Source organism: Ruegeria sp. AWH4_226 (assembly GCF_056159225.1).
Map to the genome: position 1 here is coordinate 2012969 of NZ_JBSWUU010000001.1, position 24290 is coordinate 2037258.

Sequence of the window (24290 nt, forward strand, 5' to 3'; positions counted from 1 at the left end):
CTTATGTGATCACAAATAACGGCAGGGTCAACTCATGACCGCGTCAAATCTGTATTGATGCAGCTTTGCCCCGTTGTCGCGCAACCATCGCCGCTGGTCGCTGTAGTCGCCGAAAATCCGCTCGACCTGCGCCCAGAATGCGGGTGAATGGTTCATCTCAATCAGGTGTGCGACCTCGTGCGCCGCCACGTAGTGCAGGATGTCGGACGGTGCCAGGATCAGACGCCATGAGAACATCAGCCCCCCGGCTGAGCTGCAAGACCCCCAGCGCGATCGCGTATCGCGGATGGTCAGGCCAGAGTAGGACCGGCCCAGCATTGCCGCATAGTCATCGCAGGCCCCGGTCAAACGGTCCCGCGCCAATTCCTTAAGAAAGCGTGCCAGACGCCGCGCTTCTGCGCCTTTCGGAACCGCAATCTCGTCGCCTTGCAGTTGGACACGTCGTCCCTGTGCAGGAACGATTCGTCGCTCCAGACCCTCAATGGGGATGGTTTGACCGAATTGAACCACCGCCGGGTCGGGTCGGTCGTCTAAATGTTGGCGTATCCACTCTTCTTTCGTGCGCGCAAAACTCAACGCTTCTGCCTCAGGAACGCCTTGCGGGTAGGTCAGCGTAACCCGTCCGTCCAATTGGGAAATCCGAAGGCTGATCCGCCGCGCCCGCGCCGATTTACGCAGCGTCAGCGGCACCGGAGGCTTTCCCGGCAATGCGTGATCTCCCATATGCCTGTTTCTCCTGCTCAAAGGCTTTGACAGTGCCCGCCGCATGTGGCACGTGACCTGAATCATTATTACGACTCACCTGATATCAAGGGGATTTGACATGCCCAAGGAAGAATGGGGCGTAAAGCGCGTTTGCCCGACCACTGGCAAGCGGTTTTACGACCTGAACAAGGACCCGATCATCAGCCCCTATACCGGCGAGATCGTGGAGCTTGAGACCGGCAAAAGCCGGATGATCGCCGCAGACGCGGAAGACGCCGCATCGGCCAAAGCGCGCAAAGAATCGTCGGATGATGATCTGGTTCTGGATGATGACGACAATGTTGACGTCGATCTGGACGACGATCTGCTGGACGATGATGATGACGATAGTGACAACGTCTCGCTGGAGGATATCACCGACATGTCGTCGGAAGACGAGAACTAAAAACGGTCAGAGGCGGCGCTTGTCGCCTCATACCCACCAACGGACGCACTGCGGAAAGTTTTGCGGATTACCATTTTTGTACTTGCACTCGTAGCCGCCGTCTCATAAACGTCCGTCCACTGCTGCGGCAGTGCCTGAATGGGGCCTTAGCTCAGTTGGGAGAGCGCTTGCATGGCATGCAAGAGGTCAGGGGTTCGACTCCCCTAGGCTCCACCAAGATTTTTCATGATACTATCGGCATAGTTCACGTAAAACTTCGATATTTGGCCAGATGTGGTTGCGCGCGCACATCAGAACGACAAATCACGCGCAGTCCGCGATACTTCCTGAGAACCTCGGTGACCGGAACGATTGAAATAAACAACCAGTTTTTCAACATTCTGGAAGCGATCAAAGAATTCAAAACGCATGGTCTCGACTGCTTGGATGTTCTGGCATCGTATCTGGTATTCAGCCTGAAAATCGTTTTGGTTTCCACGTAAATCCTGCGCGTTGTCCGTGGTCTGCCCTAGCCCGACGGCTGACAGCGAGACATTGACCACCGCAGTGAAACATCCCGCTTCATCAGCAACCACGAAAAGTTTCAGCGGTTCGGACAGATCAGAAATCGCCACCGCAATCGGCGTCTGGGCTGCCTTGTCTCCCGATGATTGTTCAGCCCCAAGAATTTCTGTAGCTGGCAAGTTCAGTGACACCGAAAAAGCCGTATCAGAAAAGAAAATCTCCATGCGGCCCGCGCCAGTTTCCTGCGCGAAAGCCTCATCGGGATACAACAATTGCGCCCCTAATATCAGGGCCAGATAGACAGCAGGGCTTCTCATAGTCTGACACCGCCCAACAAGGAATCGTGTGCTCTATGCTACGCATTTTAAGTTCACGCGCATTCTTGGTTCTTTCGAGCAACCTTAGCTCTATTTGGGCCGAAATGCCAAAATATGGGAAAAGCGATCGGGCAGGTCGCTCCGAATAGAAAACTTAGGTTGACATAACTGACTATTTCACTCAGTTAATGCGCCGTACGCGTCGTTATCGACGACTGTGAATTTGTTTCTGACAGGAAGGTGTCACCCAAATGACCCGATTTTTTACCGCCACCAGCATTCTGACACTCGGCATAGCCTCTGCAGCCAGTGCAGCGGATGCGCCGTCCAAGGCTGATGTTCTGAACACCTACGCCAACATCGCCGAGGCGAAATACGATGACAGCCTGATCGCGGCCAAAACGCTGCAAGAAGCCGTGAACGCCCTGATCGCTGAGCCGTCTGATGCCACGCTGAATGCAGCCCGTGCAGCCTGGATTGCCGCTCGCGTTCCGTATCAGCAGACCGAGGTTTACCGTTTCGGCAATGCAATCGTCGATGATTGGGAAGGCAAGGTGAACGCATGGCCTCTGGATGAAGGGCTGATTGACTATGTACACGCCTCGTATGGCGGTCCGACCGATGAAAACGAATTCGCCGCGCTGAACGTGATCGCCAACCCCTCGTTCGAACTTTCAGGTGTAGCTATCGACGCCAGTCAGATCACCCCGGAACTGCTGGGCGAGACGCTGCACGAGGCCGACGGGATCGAGGCAAACGTAGCTACGGGCTATCACGCGATCGAATTCCTGCTATGGGGACAAGACCTGAACGGCCACGGACCGGGCGCGGGCAACCGTCCTTACACCGACTATGTTCAGGGTGACGACTGCACCGGCGGCAACTGCGATCGCCGCGCTCAGTACCTGAGTGCCGCAACCGACCTGCTTGTCAGCGATCTGGAGTGGATGACCGCGCAATGGGCCGAAGGCGGCGAAGCACGCGCAGCGCTGACCGCTGATGAAACTGCGGGCGTCTCGGCCATCCTGACCGGTATGGGATCACTGTCGTATGGTGAACAGGCTGGCGAGCGCATGCGCCTTGGCCTGATGCTGAACGATCCCGAGGAAGAACATGATTGCTTCTCGGACAACACCCATAACAGCCACTACTACGATGGCTTGGGCATTCAGAACATTTATCTGGGAAGTTACACGCGTATCGACGGCACCCCGGTGTCCGGTGCCTCGTTGTCTGACCTGGTGATCGCATCTGACCCGGCTCTGGACGCCGAAATGAAAACCAAGTTGGCCAACACGATGCAAGCTTTGGGACGGATCAAATCAACCGCTGAGGCCGGGTTTGCCTATGACCAGATGCTTGAGCGCGGCAACGAAGGCGGCGAGCAATTGATCATGGGCGGTGTCAACGGTCTGGTTGACCAGACCAGAAGCATCGAACGCGTCGTGAACGCATTGGAGCTGGATCAGATCGACTTCGAAGGATCCGACAGCCTCGATAATCCCGACGCGGTGTTTCAGTAAGGACCACGTAGGCGCTACTAAGGCCGGATGCATGAGCAAAATCATGCGTCCGGCCTGCCGGTCACTGCAATTTCGACTGGACCCGGATTATAAAACTGACTAATTAAGTAAGAAATATTCTGAGCACCGAATCGCCATGATCGTATGCCACTGCACAAACATAACTGATCACGATATCCGGGCCGCAATCGACTGGATGCGGACCTCGGACTCGGAGGCGATCATTACGCCCGGCAAGATCTACCATGCCCTTGGAAAATCAGCGGATTGCGGCGGATGCATGCCGCTTTTTCTGGACACGATGAGATCGAACGATAATCTGGAAGTACCCATCCAGCTTCGTGCGTTGCGCACCGAGGCATCACAGGAGAGTGCAGATGAAGGGCGATCCCAAGGTCATAGACTATCTCAACAAGTCTCTGCGGCATGAGTTGACAGCCGTCAGCCAGTATTGGTTGCACTATCGCTTGCAGGAGGACTGGGGCCTAGGCCATATGGCCCAGAAAAGCCGTGAAGAATCCATCGAAGAAATGGGGCACGCAGACAAGCTGATTGAACGCATCATCTTTCTGGAAGGCCATCCCAACCTGCAGAAACTTGACCCTCTGAGGATCGGTCAGACCCCCAAGGAAACGCTTGAATGCGATCTTGCCGCCGAACATGACGCGCGAACCCTGTATGTCGAGGCACGCGAATACTGCCGCGAGGCAGGTGACTATGTATCGATGTCCCTGTTCGAGGACCTGATCAGCGATGAAGAGGGCCATATTGACTTCCTCGAAACACAGCTCGACCTGTACGAAAGGATCGGCGAAGCCAATTATGCGCAACTTAACGCATCGAAAATGGACGAGGGCGAGTAGTCTTGTTGCTCTGTCGGTGGCCGCTCTTGCGGCCACGCAAACCCCCGCAGCCGAGCTGCAAGATCTCCACCTGAATTTCGAACCCCGCACCAAGGATGAACGCGCGCGTATCGCCGGCGTCACCGCTGCGCCCGACGATTTCAGCACCCCGCAACAATACGAGGAACTGTCTGCAGGGGCCGCCACCGTCCGCGCCCGGACCGATGCGGATGCGTTCTCTCAACCCTCAGCCAACCTGAGTTTTGAGCAAGAGCTGGACTTCAAGGTCGGCAACGGATTGTTCAAGAAAATTTGGGTATCTTCTCCCGCATCGACGCTGGCTTCGGATGGTCTGGGGCCGCTGTACAATGCGCGATCATGCCAGCGCTGTCATATAAAGGACGGGCGCGGGCACACGCCCAACGGCCCGAATGACAACGCAATTTCTATGTTCCTGCGCGTGTCGATCCCCGGTGGCGCAGACTACGCTGAGATCGAAGATTACATCGCCACACAGCCCGAGCCGACCTATGGCGGACAAATGCAGGATTTGGCCCTGCCCGGCCACCCGGCCGAATACCGTTTGGACATCGTGTACGAAGACGTGCCCGTGACCCTTTCAGATGGTGAGGTCGTCACACTACGCAAGCCGACCTACACCGCGGCCGACCTGGGCTACGGCCCGCTGCACCCCGAGGCGATGCTCAGCCCGCGCGTGGCGCCTCAGATGATCGGCCTGGGATTGCTTGAGGCGATCCCGGTTGAAGATTTGCTGGCCAATGCCGACCCCGAGGACGAGGATGGTGACGGGATATCAGGTCGTCCGAATATCGTGTGGGCGATCGAATATGGCGCGCCGATGATCGGGCGGTTCGGACACAAGGCTGGAATGCCGACGATAATGGACCAATCCGCATCGGCTTTCGCTGGAGACATCGGAATCTCCAGCCCGCTCTATCCTGCGGCTCATGGCGATTGTACCGCAGCGCAGATTGACTGCGTTGACGCAGTGCATGGCGATGGTGATGACCGCGTGTTTGAGATCGGCCATGAGGGGATGGGCCTTGTCGCCTTCTACAGCCGCAATCTGGGCGTCCCGGCGCGACGTGATGTGGACGACCCGCGGGTGCTGCGTGGAAAGCAGGTTTTTCACGACACAGGCTGCGCATCATGTCATACGCCCGCCTTTGTCACCCATCGTATGCCGGACCGGTCCGAACACAGCTTTCAGCTGATTTGGCCTTATTCCGATCTGTTGCTGCATGACATGGGAGAAGGATTGGCCGACAACCGCCCCGAGGGTCGCGCGACAGGCCGCGAGTGGCGCACACCCCCGCTGTGGGGCATTGGGCTGACCAAGCAGGTCTCGGGTCATACCCAGTTCCTGCATGACGGTCGCGCGCAAACGCTGCTGGAAGCTATTTTGTGGCACGGTGGCGAAGCACAGGCAGCCCGCGACAAGGTGGTTGCCATGCCAAAACCCGACCGTGACGCCCTTATCCGTTTTTTAGAAAGCCTCTGACCTATGCGTATTCATGCCTATACCCTTGCCGTGTTGCTGCCACTGTCCGCCTTTGCGAAGGACCGTGGACCAATTCTGGCCGATGCAGTCGAAGGGCATATCGTGCCAGGCTTTGCAGCCCTTTCCGGATCAACTGATCTTTTGGCGCAGGCGGCGCAAGAGGATTGTGAACCCACCTCGTCCGACTTGCGCGACGCGTTCAATACGGCATTTGACGATTGGATCTCAGTCAGCCACCTCCGGATCGGACCGTCCGAGGTAGATGACCGCGCCTTTGCCATGGCATTCTGGCCGGACCCAAAAGGGCATACCCCAAAAGCATTGACAAGGTTGATCGACATCGAGGACACCGCAGTTCGAAACCCTGACGAATTTGCCGAAACCTCGGTTGCAGGCCGAGGGTTTTTTGCTCTGGAATTGATGCTGTACGACCCTCGGTTCGCAGATCAGGGAGCCCCAGCCTATCGTTGTGATTTAATACAGGCGGTCACCGCGGACATTAATCGAAACGCTAACGCGATCGACTCCGATTGGGAAAGCTATGCGATATTTCTGACACAGCCGGGCGGCAACAGCCCGTATCGGTCCGGCGATGAGGCTATGCAGGAACTTTACAAGGCTCTGACAACCGGGTTGGAGTTTACAGGCGATACCCGGCTTGGCCGCCCGTTGGGAACATTTGATCGCCCCCGCCCCAACCGGGCCGAGGCGCGCCGGTCTGAACGGTCACTTCGACATGTGGAACTGTCGCTAATCGCATTACAGGACCTTGCTGCGCGCTTATCCGCGGATAATCCCGATATCGCTGCCGATTTCGACCGAGCATTCGACGATGCAATTGCCCGCGCGCAATCGCTTGAGGATCCAAGTTTTGCCGGGGTGGCCACTCCCGCGGGTCGTTTCCGGGTAGAGGCACTGCAGCAATCGATAAATAACATCCGTACCATTGCCTCGACCGAGCTTGGACCGACGCTTGGTATCAGCGCGGGCTTCAACTCACTTGATGGGGATTGATCGATGCACAGCCGACGCCATTTCCTGGCTGGACTGACTGCCGTCAGCCTTGCGCCGATCCGGGGCTGGGCTGCGGTCGGCGGGCCGGATTATCTGGCCGCGGCGTTGTTCCCGGACGGTAGTTATCGTCTGGCCGGGCTGGAAACAGGCGGAGATATCCTGTTTTCGATTCCCCTGCCCGCCCGCGGACACGCTGCCGCAGCGCATCCGCACCGCGCGCAGGCCGTCGCCTTTGCCCGACGCCCCGGCACCTTCGCCGTGGTCATCGACTGCATAGAGGGAACCGAGGTCATCCGGCTGAACGCCCCGAGGGGTCATCACTTTTATGGTCATGGTGTTTTTTCCACGGACGGCACCCGCCTGTTCACCACCGAAAACAACTATGAGGCAGGCGAGGGCGTGATCGGCGTCTGGAATACCGACGATTACACGCGCATCGGCGAGTTTTCCTCGGGCGGGATCGGACCACATGACATGCGTCTGATGCCGGACGGCCAAACCCTTGTCGTGGCCAATGGTGGTATCGAAACCCACCCCGAGACAGGGCGCACAAAGCTAAACTTGCCGACGATGCAACCACTGCTGTCCTACCTGGATCTGTCTGGCAACGTCCTTGAGCAAGTTCAGTTGGCAGATGCGCTGCATAAGAACTCGATCCGGCATCTCAGCGTCCGGCCCGATGGTCTGGTTGCATTTGCGATGCAATGGCAAGGGGACAAGACGCACCACCCTGCGCTGCTCGGCCTGCACCAGCAAGGGGAGGCTCCTCGGCTGCTGTCAGCCTCTGACGCAGACCAAAGTACCTTGCAAGGATATGCTGGCAGCATTGCTTTTTCCGGCAGCGGTGCCTTTGTTGCCATCACCTGTCCGCGTGGCAATGTACTACATCAGTTCAACGTCGCAGATGGCCGATTGACCGGGATTTATCCACTGCAGGACGTTTGTGGCCTCGGCCCGGGTCCAGATGGTTTCGTTTTTACCACCGGGACCGGACTTGTTGGAGCATTGACGTCCGGCGTCCACGTTTCCGCCCGGTCGGACTGCCAATGGGACAATCACCTGATCCCAATTCGCACTCCCATATAAATTCCGAAAATCCTGTCACATAGATTACACTTGGACGAATCAAACTGCTGCCGTATTGGCGGGCGCTGAATTGGTACCCTCACTTAAAGGACTGACTTGATTGAAACAGACGCCCGACGCACCGCATTCTATCTACGGGGTTGATAAATGGGGCAAAGGCCTCATCGAGGTGACGGAGCAGGGCGAGATCGGTCTGCGCAATCCCATGGCACCCGAAGCGGCGGCGATCAGCCTACCCGGTATCCTGCGTGATCTGGACCAGCGCGGCATCAAGGCACCGATGGTCTTACGTGTTTCATCCTATCTGCAACACGAGATCGCACATCTAAACGAAAGCTTCAGCGACGCCATCGCGCGCGTCGGCTACAAAGGCAGCTATCGCGGCGTATTTCCAATCAAGGTGAACCAGCAGGCGCAGGTCGTGGACCGCATCGTCGAATTCGGGAAAAAGTACAATTACGGTCTGGAAGCCGGTTCCAAACCCGAACTCGTGGTTGCGTTGGCCCACCGTCTGGCCTCTGAGGCGCTGATCGTGTGCAACGGTGTAAAGGATGCCGAGTTCATCCAACTGGCAATCCTCAGCCGCAAGATTGGTTTCAACACGGTCATCGTTCTGGAAAGCCCGAAAGAGGCTGACACGGTGATCGAGGTTTATAATGAATTGGGCATCGAACCCCTTATCGGTGTCCGGGTCAAACTGACCAACCAGATCAGCGGTAAGTGGGAAGAAAGCTCGGGTGACCGTTCGGCCTTTGGCATGAACACAGACCAGCTTGTCGCCACGATCGATAAGCTGCAAGCAGCAGGTCTGCTGCATTGCCTGAAATTGCAGCACTCACATCTTGGGTCTCAGGTGCAGGACGTCAACGATGTGCGCCGCGCCGTGGGTGAGGCCTGTCGCTACTTCACCGAAATGACGCGCGAGGGCGTACCGCTGACGCATCTGGACCTTGGTGGCGGCATGGGTGTCGATTACACCGGCGAGAAGAAGGCGGCCGAGAACTCAATCAACTACACGGTCGAGGAATACTGCGCCAACGTGGTCGAAACCGTGGCCTATGCAATGGATGAGGCCGAAGTGGACCATCCCACGCTTGTCACCGAAAGCGGGCGCGCTGTGGTGGCGACATCTTCGATGCTGGTCTTCAACGTGCTGGAAAGCACCCTTTATGATGCACCAAACGGACCTGGGGTGGAGGCCGAAGATCACCATCTTGTTTCCGATCTGGCGGCTGTTCATGGGTACCTCAGCAGCGACCGGCTACAGGAATGCTGGAACGATGCCACTTTCTATCGCAACGAATTACGCGCCCTGTTCCGCCGTGGATACGTGGACCTGCGCCAGATGGCCCGCGCCGAACGCATCTACCTGTCGCTCATGGCCCGTCTCAAGGCGCTGGCTGCAACTGATGGTCTGGAAACCGATGTGGACGAGCAGCTTGAGAAAGTGGCCGATATCTACCATTGCAACTTCTCGCTGTTCCAATCGCTGCCCGATGTCTGGGCTATCGATCAGCTGCACCCGATCGTACCGCTACAAAATCTGAACCAGACACCTGATCGCCGTGCGGTTCTTTCCGACATCACCTGCGACAGCGACGGCAAGATCGACCGGTTTATCCTGGCCGACGGTGTGTCGCCCAGCCTGCCGGTGCATTCCCTGCCCGAAGACGATGATTACTTCATGGGCGTCTTCTTTGTCGGCGCCTATCAGGAAACGCTGGGCGATCTGCACAATCTGTTCGGCGACACCAACGTTGTCACCATCGACCTGCGCCCCGACGGTGGCTTTGACCTGCTGCACGAACAAGAGGGCGACACGATAAGCCAGGTCCTGTCATATGTCGAATTCGACCCGCAGGACTGTGTCGCGGCTTTCCGCAAAATGGTGGACGAGGCGATCTCGACCGGTACTCTGATGGCCAAGGATCGCAAAACCCTGATGGGCGCGTATCGCGACTCGATCAACGGCTACACCTATTACGAATAACCCCCGGTGAAAGGAGATTTTTCCCATGGGTAAAACACTGGTTGTCGGCGCGGGCGGTGTATCGCACGCCGCCGTGCATAAGATGGCGATGAATTCGGACATCTTTACCGAAATCACTCTGGCAAGCCGAACCAAGGCAAAATGCGACGCCATCGCCAAATCGGTGAAAGAGCGCGTGGGCGTGGATATCAAGACCGCCGAACTGGATGCCTACAACGTTGCCGACACGGTCAAGCTGATCAAAGACACAGGCGCTGAAATCCTCGTGAACCTTGCCCTTCCCTATCAGGATCTTGTGCTGATGGATGCGTGCCTTGAGGCGGGCATCCACTATCTAGATACCGCGAATTATGAGCCCGAGGATGAGGCCAAGTTCGAATACCACTGGCAATGGGCCTATCAGGATAAGTTCAAGCAGGCGGGCCTGACGGCCATCCTCGGGTCGGGCTTTGATCCGGGTGTGACATCCGTCTTCGCCAAATGGCTGAAAAAACACAAGCTGGATACGATCCGCCAGATCGACGTGCTGGACGCCAATGGCGGCTCGAACGATCAGGAGTTTGCCACCAACTTCAACCCGGAAATCAACCTGCGCGAAGTTTTGGCCGAGGTCCGCCACTGGGAAGGTGGCAAATGGCATCACAGCCCCGCCATGACCCACAAGGTCGAGTTCGACTTCCCCGCCATCGGCCCCAAAAACATGTACCTGATGTATCACGAGGAACTGGAATCGCTCTCGACCCACTTCCCCGAGATCGAGCGCGCGCGGTTCTGGATGACCTTCGGGGACGCCTATATCACCCACGCCAAAGTGCTGCAGAATGTCGGGATGACCCGCATTGATCCGGTGATGCATGACGGCAAGGAAATCATCCCGATCCAGTTCCTGAAAACCCTGCTGCCCGATCCCGGCGATCTGGGCGCGGAAACCAAGGGCAAGGCCTGTATCGGCGATATCGCCACTGGCCAGGCCAAGGGCGGGTCAGGCGAGAAGACCTATTACATCTACAACATCTGCGACCACGAAGAATGCTATGCCGAGGTCGGCAGCCAGGCGGTCAGCTACACCACCGGCGTCCCCGCCATGATCGGCGCGGCTCAGGTGCTGAAAGGCAACTGGACCGATCCAGGTGTGTGGAACATGGAACAGCTCGACCCCGACGACTTCATGGATATGCTGAACGAACATGGCCTGCCCTGGCAGGTCCACGAGCTCGACGGCCCGGTCGAATTCTGATCGCCCAGGACGGTCTGCACGGCCGCTCTGTTTCATCTGGCCAAAATTATCCCGGGGGGTTCGGGGGGCAGAGCCCCCCGGCCTTTCAACAATCGGAGACGCCGGACATGTCCGACATGATGACAACACAGGCCGGAGACGCCGGTGCCTTCCGCAATTTCGACCTTGGCCGCGTGCCCTCGCCTTGCTTTGTGGTTAATGAGAAAGCTGTCGAGCGGAACTTACGCATCCTTGCAGATGTCGGCACCCGATCCGGTGCGCATATCCTCAGCGCGCTCAAGGCGTTTTCGATGTATTCGCTGGCCCCTTTGGTGCGCCAGTATTTGGACGGAACCTGCGCTAGCGGCATCTACGAGGCTCGCTTAGGTCGCGAAGAATACGGTGGCGAAGTCGCAACCTTTTGCGCCGGGTACAAAGACGCCGAGATAGATGAAATCCTTTCGCTGTCCGACCACATCATCTTCAATTCTCCGGCCCAGAAGGCTCGCTTTCTGGCCAAGGCGCATGCGGCGGGCGTTCAGGTCGGCCTGCGTATCAATCCGGAACATTCCGAGGGCGAGATTCCAAGATACGATCCCTGTGCGCCCTGTTCGCGTTTAGGCACACCAGTTAGCCAATTAACTGCCGACGCCATGAACGGAGTGGATGGTCTGCACATGCACACGCTTTGTGAACAGGGGTTTGACCCCTTGCAGCGCACGTGGGCGGCCGTTGAACCCAAAATCGCGCCTTACATCGGCCAGTTGAAATGGCTGAATTTCGGCGGCGGCCATCACATCACCCGAGATGACTATGACCGCGACGAGCTGGTCGCCTTTATCCAGACCATTCGAGAGAAATACGGCGTCGAGGTCTATTTGGAACCCGGCGAGGCCATCGCGTTGGACGCAGGCATCTTGGTCGGCGAAATCCTCGACCTGCCGACCAACGGCATGAACCTTGCGATCACCGACATTTCGGCAACCTGCCACATGCCCGACGTGATCGAAGCCCCTTATCGCCCCGCCCTGATGGATGAGGCCGACGCGGGCCACACCTATCGGTTGGGTGGTCCATCCTGTCTGGCGGGCGACGTGATCGGGGATTACACATGGGACAAACCGCTGGAAATCGGACAGCGCTTTGCCTTCCTAGATCAGGCGCATTATTCGATGGTCAAAACCAACACATTCAACGGTGTTCCATTGCCGACCATCGCGCTGTGGAACAGCGAAACGGACGAACTGAAAATCGTCAAACAATTCGGCTATGACGACTTTAAGAGCAGACTCTCATGAACACCTTCCTCGATAGTGAACTGACCGCATCTGAGCGTACCGAAGACGCCCGGTTCCGGGTGATCCCTGTGCCGCTTGAGCGGACCGTCTCTTACGGGTCTGGCACCGCCAAAGGCCCAGGCGCGATCATCGAGGCCAGCAATGAACTTGAACGCATCACCGGCCATGCTGAACCCTGCGTCGAGGGGATATTCACCGAAAAACCGCTGGATTGCATCGGCCCCATGCCCGACGTGATGGCGCGCCTCGCCCAGCGGACCGAGGCTGCCGTTCGTGCGGGCAAAGTCCCTGTAACACTGGGTGGAGAGCATTCGCTGAGCTACGGTGCGGTGATGGGCGTTGCGCGTGCGCTGACTCAACCGATTGGTATTGTCCAGATCGACGCCCATGCCGACCTACGCAACGCTTATCAGGGCGAAAAACACTCGCACGCATCGGTGATGCATCTACTGGCCGAACAAGGCATCCGCCTCGCCCAGTTCGGCGTCCGCGCGTTTTCCGCCGAAGAGGCACAGAGCCGCCTGAAAAACCATGTTTTCCATGTGGATGCCGAAGAACTGGTCACAGGCGGCATCCATGCCATCGACCTGCCCGAGGACTTTCCCAAGCTGGTTTATGTCAGTTTCGATGTAGACGGCTTGGACCCGTCGCTCATGCCCGCCACTGGGACCCCTGTACCGGGCGGATTGGGGTACTATCAGGCGCTGCGATTGGTCGAACACGCTCTGAAAGGCCGCACATGTGTGGGCTTTGACGTGGTCGAATTGGCCCCCGACGGCAACGCCGCCTGGGACTTTACCGCGGCGCAAATCGTGTATCGCCTGATGGCCGCCTGTTAATCTTCGGCCGTTTCGTTCAACTCCATATGCCCCTCGCCCTTGCTCAACACGCGACGCAACATGGGTTCGAAGAAGTCCAGCGGTTTGGTTGGATAGTTCGGGTCAAAGGCTTTCTGATCGTATTCATGGCAGAAATAGCGGCAATCCTCCCAATAAGGACTGTCGCGATACTTGTCGCGGGCGTTGCGATCACCGCCCAGATGATGGTTGTAGTAGTACCCCTGAAAGACGCAATGGTGCTTGAGAATCCAATAGGTTTTCTCGCTGACATACGGCTTCATCATCGCCGCCGACAGTTCGCCGTGATTGTAAGGCGAAAGAATGTCGCCAGTGTCGTGGATCAGGGCTGCGACAACCAGTTCATCATCCGCACCATCCTCATAGGCCCGCGTGGCGGCCTGCAAGCTGTGTTGATATCGGTTCACCGGATAGGGCGTCCAGTCCTCATCCAAAGACCGGATCGCGTCCAGAATCCGATCGGGCAAAGCGGCATTGTAAGCCTCTTCATACTCCATCACGGCGTCCCAATCGGCCCTGGATGCCTCTTCAAAACTGGTCCAGGTGGGTTTGTGGCTTTTGTCTAGCATGGCGTGGTCCTTTGGCTCGTCTGCTGGCGACAGCATAATGCAGATCGAATACTCAAAAAAATGATTTGATTTTATCAGAACGATGAAAAAATACTTTCAGTATGCAACTCAAAGCAATCGAAACCTTTCTTTGCGTCGCTGATACGGGCGGCTTCCACGCCGCCGCGCGCAAAATGAACGTAACTCAGACCGCCGTCAGCGCACGTATCCGACAGATCGAAGAAGAAACCGGTAAGCCCCTGTTCACCCGCGGCGCGGGCGGTACTAACCTCACCGAATTCGGTAGGCAGTTTCGGCCCTATGCAGAGCAAATGGTGTCGCTGTGGTCCTTTGCAGCACGCGATCTGCCCGCGCAGACGCAGAACCGGGTCGCTTTACGCCTTGGCGCGCAACTGAGTATCTGGGACCCATTGCTGGTCGATCTTGCCGTGCAGTTTGAACAAAAGCTGGGCCAACTTCTGCTGACGCTGAACTTTGATCACGACCTGAACATGATCGACGCGGTCGCCACCCATGTTCTTGATGCCGCTCTCACTCACGAACAACCAAATGACTCGCGCATTGAATCACATGAACTGCACCCTGAGCGTCTGTTGCTTGTGAAAACCCCGGCAACGGACGATCCCGTTTTCGTCAATCTGGAACTGGGCGAGGTCTATCAGGACCACGTGCGCTCTGCCGCGCGGCAGGCAGCCGGCCAAACCGTGTTCTTGGGGAACTGCCTGATGGCTTTGCGCTATGTTCTGCAGCGGGGTGGCACCGGCTATTTCCCCGAATACGTGGTCAGAGACCACTTGCGCTCCAACAATCTGATCCCCGTGGCAGGCAGCGTCGACCTCATGCTGCCACTTCACCTCGTGACGCGACGGGGCAGTTCTACCAGCAACGATATCCTGACCTGTCTGACCGACCTGCGTTCACCACCCTAAACCTGCGCGACCGTGCCTTGCGTGTCCCGGTGACGCCTTCGCATCAAGGGCCGCCCGGCCACCAGCAAAAACAGGCACGAGATGCCAATGCCCATAGCCGCTGGCAGATACAAAAGCATCCATAGCTGGGGTTCGTCGATCACGACCGGGGAAACAAAGCCCCGAACGCCTTCAAGCAAGACGAGAATGGTGAAGGCTACAAGAATTTGCGGCCAGAGGCCAAAGCGCGAAAAGCTTCCCAACATCAGCGTTGCGTAGCCGGCAAGCGCCACGGCGACGCAAATGGCAACCCATGAGAACCGCTGATGCAATTCATCGACCAATTCGCCCGTGGTGAAGCCCTCGGCCGTGCTAATGGCATCACGATCCCGCAGAAGTTCGATGGTTGGGATCGCCTCAAGGCTGCGCTCGGCCATGGTGTTCGTGTTCGCAAGCGCCGAAATGTCATAAGACGCGTCCTCAAACAGGGTCGACGACAAGGTGCGGCTTTGCCGATCCAGCCGCAATGCGATTCCGTCCAGCATCACCAGGTGAATACCGGTTTCATTGTTCACCAGATAGGCCGTTTTCGAGGAATAGCTGACCGGGTTCAGCGCGTCCCGCCGATCCGAAACAAACACCTCGGACAGTGTGCCATCCAAATCTATACCACCGATATAAACAGTGACGCCGAAGGTAGGGTGCAGGAATTCCCCCTCGTTCAGCAATTGTGCGGTTACGTCCCCGGCAACCTCGGCCTGCCGCTGTTCAAGCTGCTCAACCGATGCCGGGCGTAGAAAGACGCTGATGACCGCCATCATCAGACCCGCCACAAGGCCGAACAGAAACACCGCACGCGCCAGACGCCAGGGGCTGGAACCGGTGGCCAGCATCACCGTCATCTCGCTCTCGCGGCTCAGGCGGTTGGTGGCATAAACAGCGGCGGCAAAAACCGCCATGGGCATTACGGTCCGGATCAGTGTCGGCAGGGTCAGCGCCGAAAACTCAAGGAACACCATTGCGGATTGTCCGCCACTGATGACGCGGTCAAACAGGCTGACGGATCGGGTAATCCAGAACACGCCGACCAGAACCAGGGTGAAAAAGCCAAACAGAATCAGCAATTGCCGCAGGAAATATCCATCGAAGCGCGACATGGGTCCTCTTACGCGTGTTCGTAATACACGTAACCATATGTCATTCCGCCACCGTAGGAAACCGAGATCGACCTATAGGCTGACACCATTGCGGGTTTCTCCATGGAATAAATATTGCGCGGCAATGAAGACACTCACACACCGCCGAAAAGCCTAGCCTCGAGAGTTGACAGGTTGGCACCGATTTTGTGATTGGTTGAAATGGCAGGGGCAGCAGGGTTCGAACCCGCGACCTACGGTTTTGGAGACCGTCGCTCTACCAACTGAGCTATACCCCTAAGATGCGCCTCAGATATGCCAGCCGCGCGGCGGACTCAAGAGGCTTTTTCAGATTCTGCCCGACTTCTGCATGTGACAAACAAGTTGCGCCGCGCGTTGAGTTCTATAAGACACGGTCCGGTCAGCAAGAGGGACCAATCTGTGAGCATCCGCAAAAAGATCGCCGACAGCGAAGCCGTTCTGAACTGGGCGGCGCGCCGTATTGCGGGCTATATCCGGCTGGTCAATCGCAACACCAGCTGGCAGCGCATCGGCTACGAAGACCTCGACCAGCTTGTCGAACAGGGTGAACCTGTCATCGTGGTGCTGTGGCATCAGCGGCTGGCGCAGTCGCCCTATTTCTTTCCGCTGGATAAAGGGCGCATCTGCTCGATCACCTCATCCGCGCGCGCGGGCAGCATGGTGGGGCGGGTGCAGAAACTGTTCGGCATGGACACGATTGCCATGGCCAGCAAGCACAAAAGCAACATTGCCGTGTCGCGCGAAGTTCTGGGCAAGATGAATGAGGGGATTTCCATCGGTATTGCCGCCGACGGACCACGCGGACCTGAACGGGTGCTGTCGACCGTGCCTCTGGTTTGGGCGCGCACCTCGGGCAAGCGCATCTTCGGGATCACTTTTTCCGCGCAATATGCCAAAGAAGCGGGGACATGGGACCGTCTGCTGATGCCACGCCCGTGGCGGAACAAGGGTGTTTTTCTGTGCCGGGAATGGACGGAAACCGTTCCGCGCAAAGCGTCCGACGCGCAAATCGAAGAACTGCGTCTCAGCCTTGAACAGCATATGAACGACATCACCGCCGAAGCCGACCGTATGGTCGGCCGCGAGCCGTGGTCGCCTAAGGCTTAGCCGCCCCGCAGCCGCTGCATAAGATAGACTTCGCTGCCTTCGGGGATGGTTTCCGTCAGCCCGCTGGCGATAACGCGACCGTCAATCGCTATTGAGACGCCCGCATCAATCGGCCCTTGCAGTTGCGGATGCGCCTTTACCAGCTCGCGAAGCAACTCACCGGTGGTTTTGGCCTCAACCTCCACCACCTGCTGGCCCCCGGTCAAAGACCGGAGACCGGACCAGAGGCGGACCTCAACCATTGTCCTTGAGCGCGGCCAGAATACGCGGCGGCGACATTGGCAATTGCTTCATCCGAACGCCCGCAGCGTGTGACACCGCGTTTGCAATGGCAGCCAAGGGCGGCACGATGCCCGTCTCACCCACGCCCCGCACACCAAATGGATGGCCGGGGTTTGGCACTTCGACAATAACCGTGTCGATCATCGGCAGGTCACTCGCGACCGGGATGCGATAGTCAAGGAAGATCGAGTTCTGCAGGCGACCGTCTTCGCCATAGATGTATTCTTCATTCAGCGCCCAGCCGATGCCTTGCGCGGCACCGCCCTGAAACTGACCCTCGACATAGGTCGGGTGAATCGCCTTACCTGCATCCTGAATCACCGTATAGCGCGTGATCGAGGTTTTGCCGGTTTCTGGATCAACCTCAGCATCCACGATATGGGTGCCAAAGGACACGCCCGCACCTTCCGGGGTGGCCTCAAAATGGCCCGAGATCGGACCCCCGGTGCGGCCCATATCGGCCGTAATGTCCGCCAGCGGCATCGGATCGAAATCGCCTGCGTTGGGGCCAGAAGGCACCGCGCATCCATTTTCCCACTTCACCGCTTCAACCGGAATATCCCATTTGGCTGCTGCACGTTCGCACAGCTTCTCAACCGCGTGTTTCGCGGCCTTGATCGTCGCCAGGCCCGACGCGTATGTCACGCGCGAGCCGTGCGAGACGTCGTTGTAGCCCAGCGTCGCGGTGTCTGCGATGGTGACGCGGATGTTTTCATAGGGAATGCCCAACACCTCAGCCGCCATCAGCGCCATAGAGGCGCGCGAACCGCCAATATCGGGCGTGCCGACCATCAACTGCGCCGAGCCATCCTCGGACAGTGCCAGTGAAACAGACGTCTCACCACCGTGGTTGAACCAGAACCCGCACGAGATTCCGCGCCCCTGCCCCGGTTTAAGCGGTGCCGTGTAATGGGGATGCGCCTTCGCGGCCTCAAGCGTTTCAACCAGACCGATCCGCTCATAACGCGGTCCATAGCTGGCCTTTGTACCCTCATGAGCCGCGTTTTTCAGGCGGACGTCAACGGGGTCAAGGCCCAGCTTCTTGCACAGCTCATCAAGCACGGATTCCACCGCGAACGCCCCCATGGGCGCACCCGGCGCGCGGTAAGCGGCCTGTTTTGGCCGGCTAGACATGACGTCATAGCCAATCTGCTTGACGTTGGTCAGGTTGTAAGGCGCAAATGCACACATCGCGGTCATGTCACCCGGCGCACCCGGGAACGCCCCACCCTGAAGGCGGAACACGCCCTGAGCCGCCGAGATGGTGCCGTCCTTCTTCATGCCGATTTTGACATCCATCGAGGCAGACGCGGTCGGGCCGGTTGCCCGGAAGACTTCGGACCGGGTCATGACGATCTTGACCGGACGGTTGGCCTTGCGGCTGAGCGCAAGCGCGACAGGCTCGATAAACACGGTTGTCTTACCGCCGAAGCCACCGCCGATTTCCGAGGCGGTCACGCGCAGTTGCGACGTCTCGATCCCCAGCAATGCAGCGCAGGTTTTTTGCGCAATCCAATGACCTTGAGTGGTGCACCACAGCTCACCCTTGCCATCATTGCCCAACATGCCGAGACAGGCGTGTGGTTCGATATAGCCTTGGTGGGTCGCCTCAGTGATAAAGCTGTCTTCGATGATCAGATCAGCCTCGGCAAAGCCCGCCTCAACATCACCGTGGCCGCTTTCGTGATAGCGAACGACGTTTGGGTGCATCCCTTCGGGGACAGAGTAATCAGCCGCACCTTCGCGGATCACCGGCGCATCGGGGGCCATCGCTTTGTCAACATCCGTGACGTGCGGCAGGACCTCATATTCAACCTCGATCAGCTTTAGCGCATCACGCGCCGCCAGCGCAGAGGATGCCGCCACAGCCGCCACCGCGTGCCCGTCATACAGAGCCTTTTCGCCCGCCATGACGTTTTCCAGAACATTCCAGAACTCACCTTCCAAACCGGGTTTGAAAGGCACGTCAGCGAAATCTGCGCGGGTGACGACGGCTTTGACGTCTTTATGCGCCTCGGCCTTCGATATGTCGATCTTTACAATCCGTGCATGCGCATGAGGCGACCGCAGGATCGCACCGTGCAACATACCGGGCGCGGACATATCCGCCCCGAACTTGGCGCGGCCTGTAACCTTGTCCAGCCCGTCAGGACGGTCGGGACGGGTGCCAACAAACGTGAATTCGGATTTGCGATCGTCGAGTGCCATTACGAAGCCTCCCGCAGTTCTTCCGCCGTTTCCATCACGGCACGAATGATCTTGTCATAACCGGTACAGCGGCAGAGATTGCCTGCCAGCCAATACCGGGTTTCTTCCTCGGTCGGGTTGGGATTCTTTTCCAACAGCGATTTTGCCGCAACCAGAATACCCGGCGTGCAGATACCGCATTGAAGCGCAGCATGTTCGATGAACTTCTTCTGCAGCGGATGCAGGATGTCGCCGTCCGCAATGCCCTCGACGGTTTCGATACTCTTACCGTCCGCTTCGACTCCCAGCACCAGGCAGGAACAGACCAGACGACCATCAACAGTAACCGAGCAGGCACCACAATCGCCGGTGCCGCACCCTTCTTTTGCGCCTGTCAGGTTCAGCTTGTCGCGCAGGCAGTCCAACAGGGTTTCGCGCGGATCGCACAGGAATTCTACCGTGTCGCCGTTGACGGTGGTGGATACGTGGAGCTTGCTCATGCGTCTTCTCCCTTGGCGCGGGCATAGGCGATTTTCGCGGCGCGCTTGGCCAGAACGCCAGCGACCTCGGTGCGAAAGGCGATCGTGCCGCGCTTGTCATCTATCGGATTGCAGGCGGCGGAGGCCGCGACGGCCAACGCATCCAGCGCCGTGTCATCCAATGCGCTGCCAATGATGGCCTTGGCGCAGTCTTCAACCAGCAGAACGGTCGGCGCAACCGCCCCCAGTGAGACGCGGGCTTCGGTGATTATGTCCCCGTCCAGGCGCAGGTTCACGCCAACGCCGACCACGGCGATGTCCATCTCGGTCCGCGGGATGAAGCGTAGATAGGCGTCGCCGCCATTCTCGCCCCGCGCGGGGATGTTGACGGCGGAAATCACCTCTCCTTTCGCCAGCGACGTTTTACCGGGGCCAGTTGGAATGTCTTCTACGGCCACCTCACGGTCTCCGCTCGGCCCGGTCACCGTGACAGTCACGCCTGCCGCAATCATTGCGGGCACCGAATCCGCCGCCGGTGAGCCATTACACAGGTTGCCGGTCAGCGTTGCGCGCCCCTGCACTTGGGTCGATCCGATCAGATCCATCGCTTCGACCAGACCGGGCCAGTCACGGCCAAGATCGGCATGCTCGGTCATCTCGGCACCAGTGGCGGCAACACCCAGCGTCCAACTGCCATCGGCGTTGCGGGTGATGTCGTGTACACCGTCAATTTTCTTGATGTCGATCAGCGTATCAGGCGTCACAACGTCCGAGCGCAGCTGCACCAGAACATCTGTGCCCCCCGCCAGAAACCGTGTGATGCCCGTCGCGTTCGCGGCCAGAGCCGACGCCTCGGCAAAGCTGGCTGGGCTGTGATAGTTCATGAATTTCCTCGCACCTGTTAATCAGGGTTCACTGGGTCCAGGGGGACGTTAGAGCAGCAAGCTACCGGCGTCCATGGCAGGAACGACCAAATTTTGCGTTACAGAATGTCGTTTCCAAACCTTGCGTCAAAGGTCAAGCTCAATCACGCCATCCGGCTGCGCTGCACGGCTCTGACACAGGATAACTGCGCTTTCGCGTTGCTTGTTGGACAGAACAAAATCGCGGTGTTCGATTTCACCGGATAACACACCGCATTTGCACACACCGCAAATACCGTCTGCGCATTTTACATCCACGTGAATACCTGCATCGTTCAGGACCTGTGCCGCATCTTTGTCGGCAGGCACCTTCAATTCCCGGCCCGATTTCGCCAGTTTCAGAATAAACGGATGGTTTTCATAATCCGGCTGTTCCGGAACCGAGAAATACTCCAGATGTCGCGCATCCTCGGGGAAGCCCTGCCGGTCTGCAGCCTGCATCACACCGTCCATGTAACGGTCCGGGCCGCAGGTATAAACGTGCCAACCCGCCCTGTAGCCCGACAGGATTTGATCCAGATCGGCCCGTGTCCCCTCGTCCGAGACGTGAAAGTGCACGCGATCTGCCCATGGCATCGCGGCCAGATCGTCCAGATAGCCAGCGCCGGCGCGGGTGCTGGCGGAGTAGTGCAGCTCAAACTCTTTTCCCAAGCTGTGCAAACGGTGGGCGAAGGCGATCATCGGGGTGATGCCGATTCCACCGCCCATCAGGAAGGTCTTAGTGGCCGTCTCATCCAACTCGAAATGGTTGATGGGTTTCGAGATGAAGACCTTGCGCCCTTTAGTGAAAATCCGGTGCAGCAAGGCTGAACCTCCGCGCCCTTCATCCTCGCGCAAGACGCCGATTTGATAAACGGACGGATCAGACGGATCGCCGGACATAGAGTATTGCCGCAGAAATTCCGGGGCAACCAGCACGTCCAGATGTGCTCCAGCGGTCCAGACGGGCAAGGGCGCGCCATCCAGGGTCGAAAATTCGTACTTGGTTACATCCGCTGTCATCTTGTCGACCTTGGAAACGGCAACCCTCATGACTGGCGCGTCCCCGGCGATGGTATAGCGGTGGATGACCGACAAGTCCCCGGCTGCCTTACGGGCTTTGTACTCCTCGGCTGACACCATCGCCTGATACGCAGCAATCCCGGCCTCGCGGTCCATGGCAAATGGATAGGGCCACGGGTGCGGTGCCAGATAGGCGGGATACACGGCCAGTGTCTGGTCCTCGTATTTCAGATCCAGATCCTTTTGCAGATCACGCCGGTTCAGTGGGTGGGTTGTCGGGCGGTATGACCCGTCTGGCTGAAGCTCGATATCCCACCACCATTTCTTTGTGTCGTTCAGACCACCGTTCCCAACGGCGTCGTCCAGCCGCGCCAAAGCAGGTGCAGCCTGCGGAATGTTCATGGCCGCCCAGCGGAAGGGACGTTCCTTAAAGATGCCCTCAAGGTTCCAGGGGCATGTCTTCATGCACCGGCCGCACATCGCCCCACCCGGTGTGGTCACACGGTACGTCGCGCATTTCTGGCTATCGGACTTCCAGATTTCATAGCCGTTGAACATAAGCTTCGGCCCGGCAGTGATCGCGCCAGAAGGGCATTCCCGCGCGCATTTGTTGCAGCTTTCGCAAAAGCTTTGCAGCCCAAAATCAATCGGCTTGTCATGGGTCATCGGCATATCAGTCGTCACCGCACCGGATTTCAGGCGCGGGCCAAGATAGGGGTTCAGGATGACCTCTCCGATCCGGCTAACCTCGCCCAACCCCGACAGTAGCAGCAAGGGCGGTTGCAATACCTCTCCGTCCATCACGGTATGAGCTTTGGCTTTGTAACCAAGGTTGCGGATCTGCTGCGCGATCACCCCGCCCAGAAGCGAGAACCGCAGATAGGCGCGCATGGATTGGGCGACGCTGATCCAGTCGTCACCGCTGGCGCCCTCCATCGTTTCATACCCCTGGTCGATGATCATGCTGATGGCCTGATCATGAGGAGGGATTATCTCTTCCCCCGTGGCATCGTGGGAATACCATGCCCATTGCGGACAACGGCTGAGACCCACAGCGTCGACGCCCAGAAAATAGGTTGCTGCCTTGATATTCGCCGCGTTGCGTTCGGCGTCAGACGACGGGCGCGTGGTGTCCGCACTCTCTCCGTCCTGCAACAGAACAAATGCGCCGAGCGCGCGGCGCTGAGCAAAACTGGGGGCGGCTTTGCGTACGTAATACCCGCCCTTGGCGGCGTTCTGTAACGGCTTGCCCATGTCACCGAACTGCGCGCGGGCGAACATGTCCGCGCGCTTGGGGACGCGCGCAACATTTTCTTCGTCGATATAGGTTGTTGGGTTGTCAACACGCTTGAGCTTTTCGAACGGGTGCGCCCCATCCACATAGCGCCGCTTGGCATAGGGATCGCGATTCAGCGCGTTTTTGGCAAAGCCTGCCCCCACCCACCAGGCCGGCCCCTGCGTGCGAAACCACGGCTGTTGCGCCATGGGCTGCAAAGGTTGATCATGCGCGATCTCCATCTCGGTCGACACAGCGGCCAGTCCGAACCGTTTGCCTAGCCACGGGGCGACGATGTCGCCACCCTCGACCGAGGCGAGACCCGCCGCCACAGCCAGTCGCCCCAGATCAACCTCGGACGACATCACCGTGTGCGCCCGCGCGTCAAAGCCCAGTAAGCGGATATAGTTTGCGATCACCACCGCATTTTCAGCGGCCAACAAACAGGCACGGTGATCCTGCGCGTCCATGATCCATTCGACTCCGGGCTCGTCCGGGTCCGGGTCGCGGTTGTGTTCGTACAGGAAGACGATGGCATGCTTATGCGCGTCCATCGGCCTGGGCGCGGCCTCCATGCTTTCCTTCAGGTCGGCCATGATCAGATCAATCCCCGAGGCCAGCGTTTTGGTCTGCCGCGTTTTCAACGCGTGCGCCAAACGGTCGATATCAGGGTTGCGGCGCGGCTCCGACAGCAGCGCCTGGGGCGGAACGGGGCCGCACCCCATCATGGACGCGTCGTTGAAGTAGCCAAACGCCTTAAGGTGATTGGAGCGTTCGGACGGGTCTTGCGGAATCTCCGAGACAACCGGATTCACGAACCCATCGCGGATCGTATCCAGCATCGCCTGAAACTCACCCATCGCGTTGACGATGCTGTGCGGCTGATCCGGTCGGTGAAAACTAAGCTCTGGCATGGCGCGCGCATGAGACAGGTCTCGCATATGGGCCTGTCGCGCCAACCGCTCCAACGGATACTGGCCCATATGGACCGGCCGGTTCTTGTCCGAGAAAAAACGGACCCCCATCGCGTGCCTCCTGCTTGCTGAATGTCACCTAATGC

General features: G+C 58.3%; 22 protein-coding genes and 2 tRNA genes. 14 read left to right on the forward strand and 10 right to left on the reverse strand.

Annotation, left to right across the window (positions count from 1 at the left end; genetic code table 11):
• Positions 1-27: 27 nt before the first annotated feature.
• The gene (locus tag ACXAET_RS09875; RefSeq protein WP_475184149.1) at positions 28-723 is read right to left on the reverse strand and encodes a M48 family metallopeptidase; all 696 of its coding nucleotides are present in this window, start codon (positions 721-723) and stop codon (positions 28-30) included.
• Between the two features lie 100 nt (positions 724-823).
• On the opposite strand from ACXAET_RS09875, the gene ACXAET_RS09880 reads away from it, so the two are divergent.
• Complete coding sequence (locus ACXAET_RS09880) at positions 824-1150, forward strand: TIGR02300 family protein (protein ID WP_475184150.1); 327 nt, start codon at positions 824-826, stop codon at positions 1148-1150.
• A 140-nt stretch (positions 1151-1290) separates the two neighbouring features.
• Positions 1291-1366, forward strand: a tRNA-Ala gene (locus tag ACXAET_RS09885).
• 74 nt (positions 1367-1440) lie between these two features.
• Here ACXAET_RS09885 and ACXAET_RS09890 read toward each other — a convergent pair.
• Entirely contained in the window at positions 1441-1923 is a 483-nt protein-coding gene (locus ACXAET_RS09890) for a ZrgA family zinc uptake protein (RefSeq protein ID WP_475184152.1), read from the reverse strand.
• Between the two features lie 299 nt (positions 1924-2222).
• On the opposite strand from ACXAET_RS09890, the gene ACXAET_RS09895 reads away from it, so the two are divergent.
• The 10 genes from ACXAET_RS09895 to speB all read left to right on the forward strand — a co-directional run bounded on the left by ACXAET_RS09895 (position 2223) and on the right by speB (position 13301).
• Positions 2223-3494, forward strand: coding sequence for an imelysin family protein (locus ACXAET_RS09895; RefSeq protein WP_475184153.1), 1272 nt, complete (start codon positions 2223-2225; stop codon positions 3492-3494).
• Positions 3495-3630: 136 nt separating this feature from the next.
• Entirely contained in the window at positions 3631-3924 is a 294-nt protein-coding gene (locus ACXAET_RS09900; RefSeq protein WP_082677527.1) for a (2Fe-2S)-binding protein, read from the forward strand.
• Positions 3872-4357 carry a bacterioferritin gene (gene bfr / locus ACXAET_RS09905; protein WP_068339295.1) on the forward strand — a complete coding sequence of 162 codons (486 nt, stop codon included), beginning with the start codon at positions 3872-3874 and terminating at the stop codon, positions 4355-4357. Before ACXAET_RS09900 ends, bfr begins: the two co-directional genes overlap by 53 nt.
• On the forward strand, positions 4317-5858 hold the full coding sequence (locus tag ACXAET_RS09910) for a di-heme oxidoreductase family protein (RefSeq protein ID WP_475184156.1): 1542 nt from the start codon (positions 4317-4319) through the stop codon (positions 5856-5858). The genes bfr and ACXAET_RS09910 overlap by 41 nt, the downstream gene beginning before the upstream one ends.
• 3 nt (positions 5859-5861) lie before the next feature.
• Positions 5862-6872: an imelysin family protein gene (locus ACXAET_RS09915; RefSeq protein ID WP_475184157.1), complete on the forward strand. Its 1011-nt coding sequence runs from the start codon at positions 5862-5864 to the stop codon at positions 6870-6872.
• A 3-nt stretch (positions 6873-6875) separates the two neighbouring features.
• Positions 6876-7958, forward strand: coding sequence for a DUF1513 domain-containing protein (locus ACXAET_RS09920; protein WP_475184159.1), 1083 nt, complete (start codon positions 6876-6878; stop codon positions 7956-7958).
• A 100-nt stretch (positions 7959-8058) separates the two neighbouring features.
• Entirely contained in the window at positions 8059-9948 is a 1890-nt protein-coding gene (gene speA / locus ACXAET_RS09925; RefSeq protein WP_475184160.1) for a biosynthetic arginine decarboxylase, read from the forward strand.
• A 25-nt stretch (positions 9949-9973) separates the two neighbouring features.
• Positions 9974-11185 (forward strand): saccharopine dehydrogenase family protein, encoded by a 1212-nt coding sequence (locus tag ACXAET_RS09930; protein ID WP_475184161.1) that lies wholly within the window; start codon positions 9974-9976, stop codon positions 11183-11185.
• 107 nt (positions 11186-11292) lie between these two features.
• The gene (gene nspC, locus ACXAET_RS09935; RefSeq protein WP_475184163.1) at positions 11293-12462 is read left to right on the forward strand and encodes a carboxynorspermidine decarboxylase; all 1170 of its coding nucleotides are present in this window, start codon (positions 11293-11295) and stop codon (positions 12460-12462) included.
• Positions 12459-13301: an agmatinase gene (speB, locus tag ACXAET_RS09940; RefSeq protein ID WP_475184164.1), complete on the forward strand. Its 843-nt coding sequence runs from the start codon at positions 12459-12461 to the stop codon at positions 13299-13301. The genes nspC and speB overlap by 4 nt, the downstream gene beginning before the upstream one ends.
• On the opposite strand, the gene ACXAET_RS09945 is transcribed toward speB, so the two are convergent.
• Positions 13298-13888, reverse strand: a complete 591-nt coding sequence (locus tag ACXAET_RS09945; protein ID WP_475184165.1) for an HD domain-containing protein — start codon at positions 13886-13888, stop codon at positions 13298-13300. The genes speB and ACXAET_RS09945 overlap by 4 nt on opposite strands.
• Before the next feature lie 101 nt (positions 13889-13989).
• On the opposite strand from ACXAET_RS09945, the gene ACXAET_RS09950 reads away from it, so the two are divergent.
• Positions 13990-14817, forward strand: coding sequence for a LysR family transcriptional regulator (locus tag ACXAET_RS09950; RefSeq protein WP_475184167.1), 828 nt, complete (start codon positions 13990-13992; stop codon positions 14815-14817).
• Here the strand turns inward: ACXAET_RS09950 and lptF are convergent.
• The gene (gene lptF, locus ACXAET_RS09955) at positions 14814-15953 is read right to left on the reverse strand and encodes an LPS export ABC transporter permease LptF (protein WP_475184170.1); all 1140 of its coding nucleotides are present in this window, start codon (positions 15951-15953) and stop codon (positions 14814-14816) included. The genes ACXAET_RS09950 and lptF overlap by 4 nt on opposite strands.
• A 202-nt stretch (positions 15954-16155) precedes the next feature.
• Positions 16156-16231: transfer RNA gene (locus ACXAET_RS09960), tRNA-Trp, on the reverse strand.
• Positions 16232-16373: 142 nt separating this feature from the next.
• Between ACXAET_RS09960 and ACXAET_RS09965 the strand changes: the two genes are divergently transcribed.
• Positions 16374-17081 (forward strand): lysophospholipid acyltransferase family protein, encoded by a 708-nt coding sequence (locus tag ACXAET_RS09965; RefSeq protein WP_475184172.1) that lies wholly within the window; start codon positions 16374-16376, stop codon positions 17079-17081.
• Here the strand turns inward: ACXAET_RS09965 and ACXAET_RS09970 are convergent.
• From ACXAET_RS09970 to ACXAET_RS09990, 5 genes are all read right to left on the reverse strand, one after another.
• Positions 17078-17323 (reverse strand): MoaD/ThiS family protein, encoded by a 246-nt coding sequence (locus ACXAET_RS09970; protein ID WP_475184175.1) that lies wholly within the window; start codon positions 17321-17323, stop codon positions 17078-17080. The genes ACXAET_RS09965 and ACXAET_RS09970 overlap by 4 nt on opposite strands.
• Complete coding sequence (locus tag ACXAET_RS09975) at positions 17316-19571, reverse strand: xanthine dehydrogenase family protein molybdopterin-binding subunit (protein ID WP_475184177.1); 2256 nt, start codon at positions 19569-19571, stop codon at positions 17316-17318. The genes ACXAET_RS09970 and ACXAET_RS09975 overlap by 8 nt, the downstream gene beginning before the upstream one ends.
• Positions 19571-20050 (reverse strand): (2Fe-2S)-binding protein, encoded by a 480-nt coding sequence (locus tag ACXAET_RS09980; protein ID WP_068339347.1) that lies wholly within the window; start codon positions 20048-20050, stop codon positions 19571-19573. Before ACXAET_RS09980 ends, ACXAET_RS09975 begins: the two co-directional genes overlap by 1 nt.
• A complete protein-coding gene (locus tag ACXAET_RS09985) occupies positions 20047-20913 on the reverse strand; it encodes an FAD binding domain-containing protein (RefSeq protein WP_475184179.1) in 867 nt (288 codons plus the stop codon). Before ACXAET_RS09985 ends, ACXAET_RS09980 begins: the two co-directional genes overlap by 4 nt.
• Positions 20914-21039: 126 nt before the next feature.
• Complete coding sequence (locus ACXAET_RS09990) at positions 21040-24255, reverse strand: reductive dehalogenase (RefSeq protein ID WP_475184181.1); 3216 nt, start codon at positions 24253-24255, stop codon at positions 21040-21042.
• Between the last annotated feature and the right edge of the window lie 35 nt (positions 24256-24290).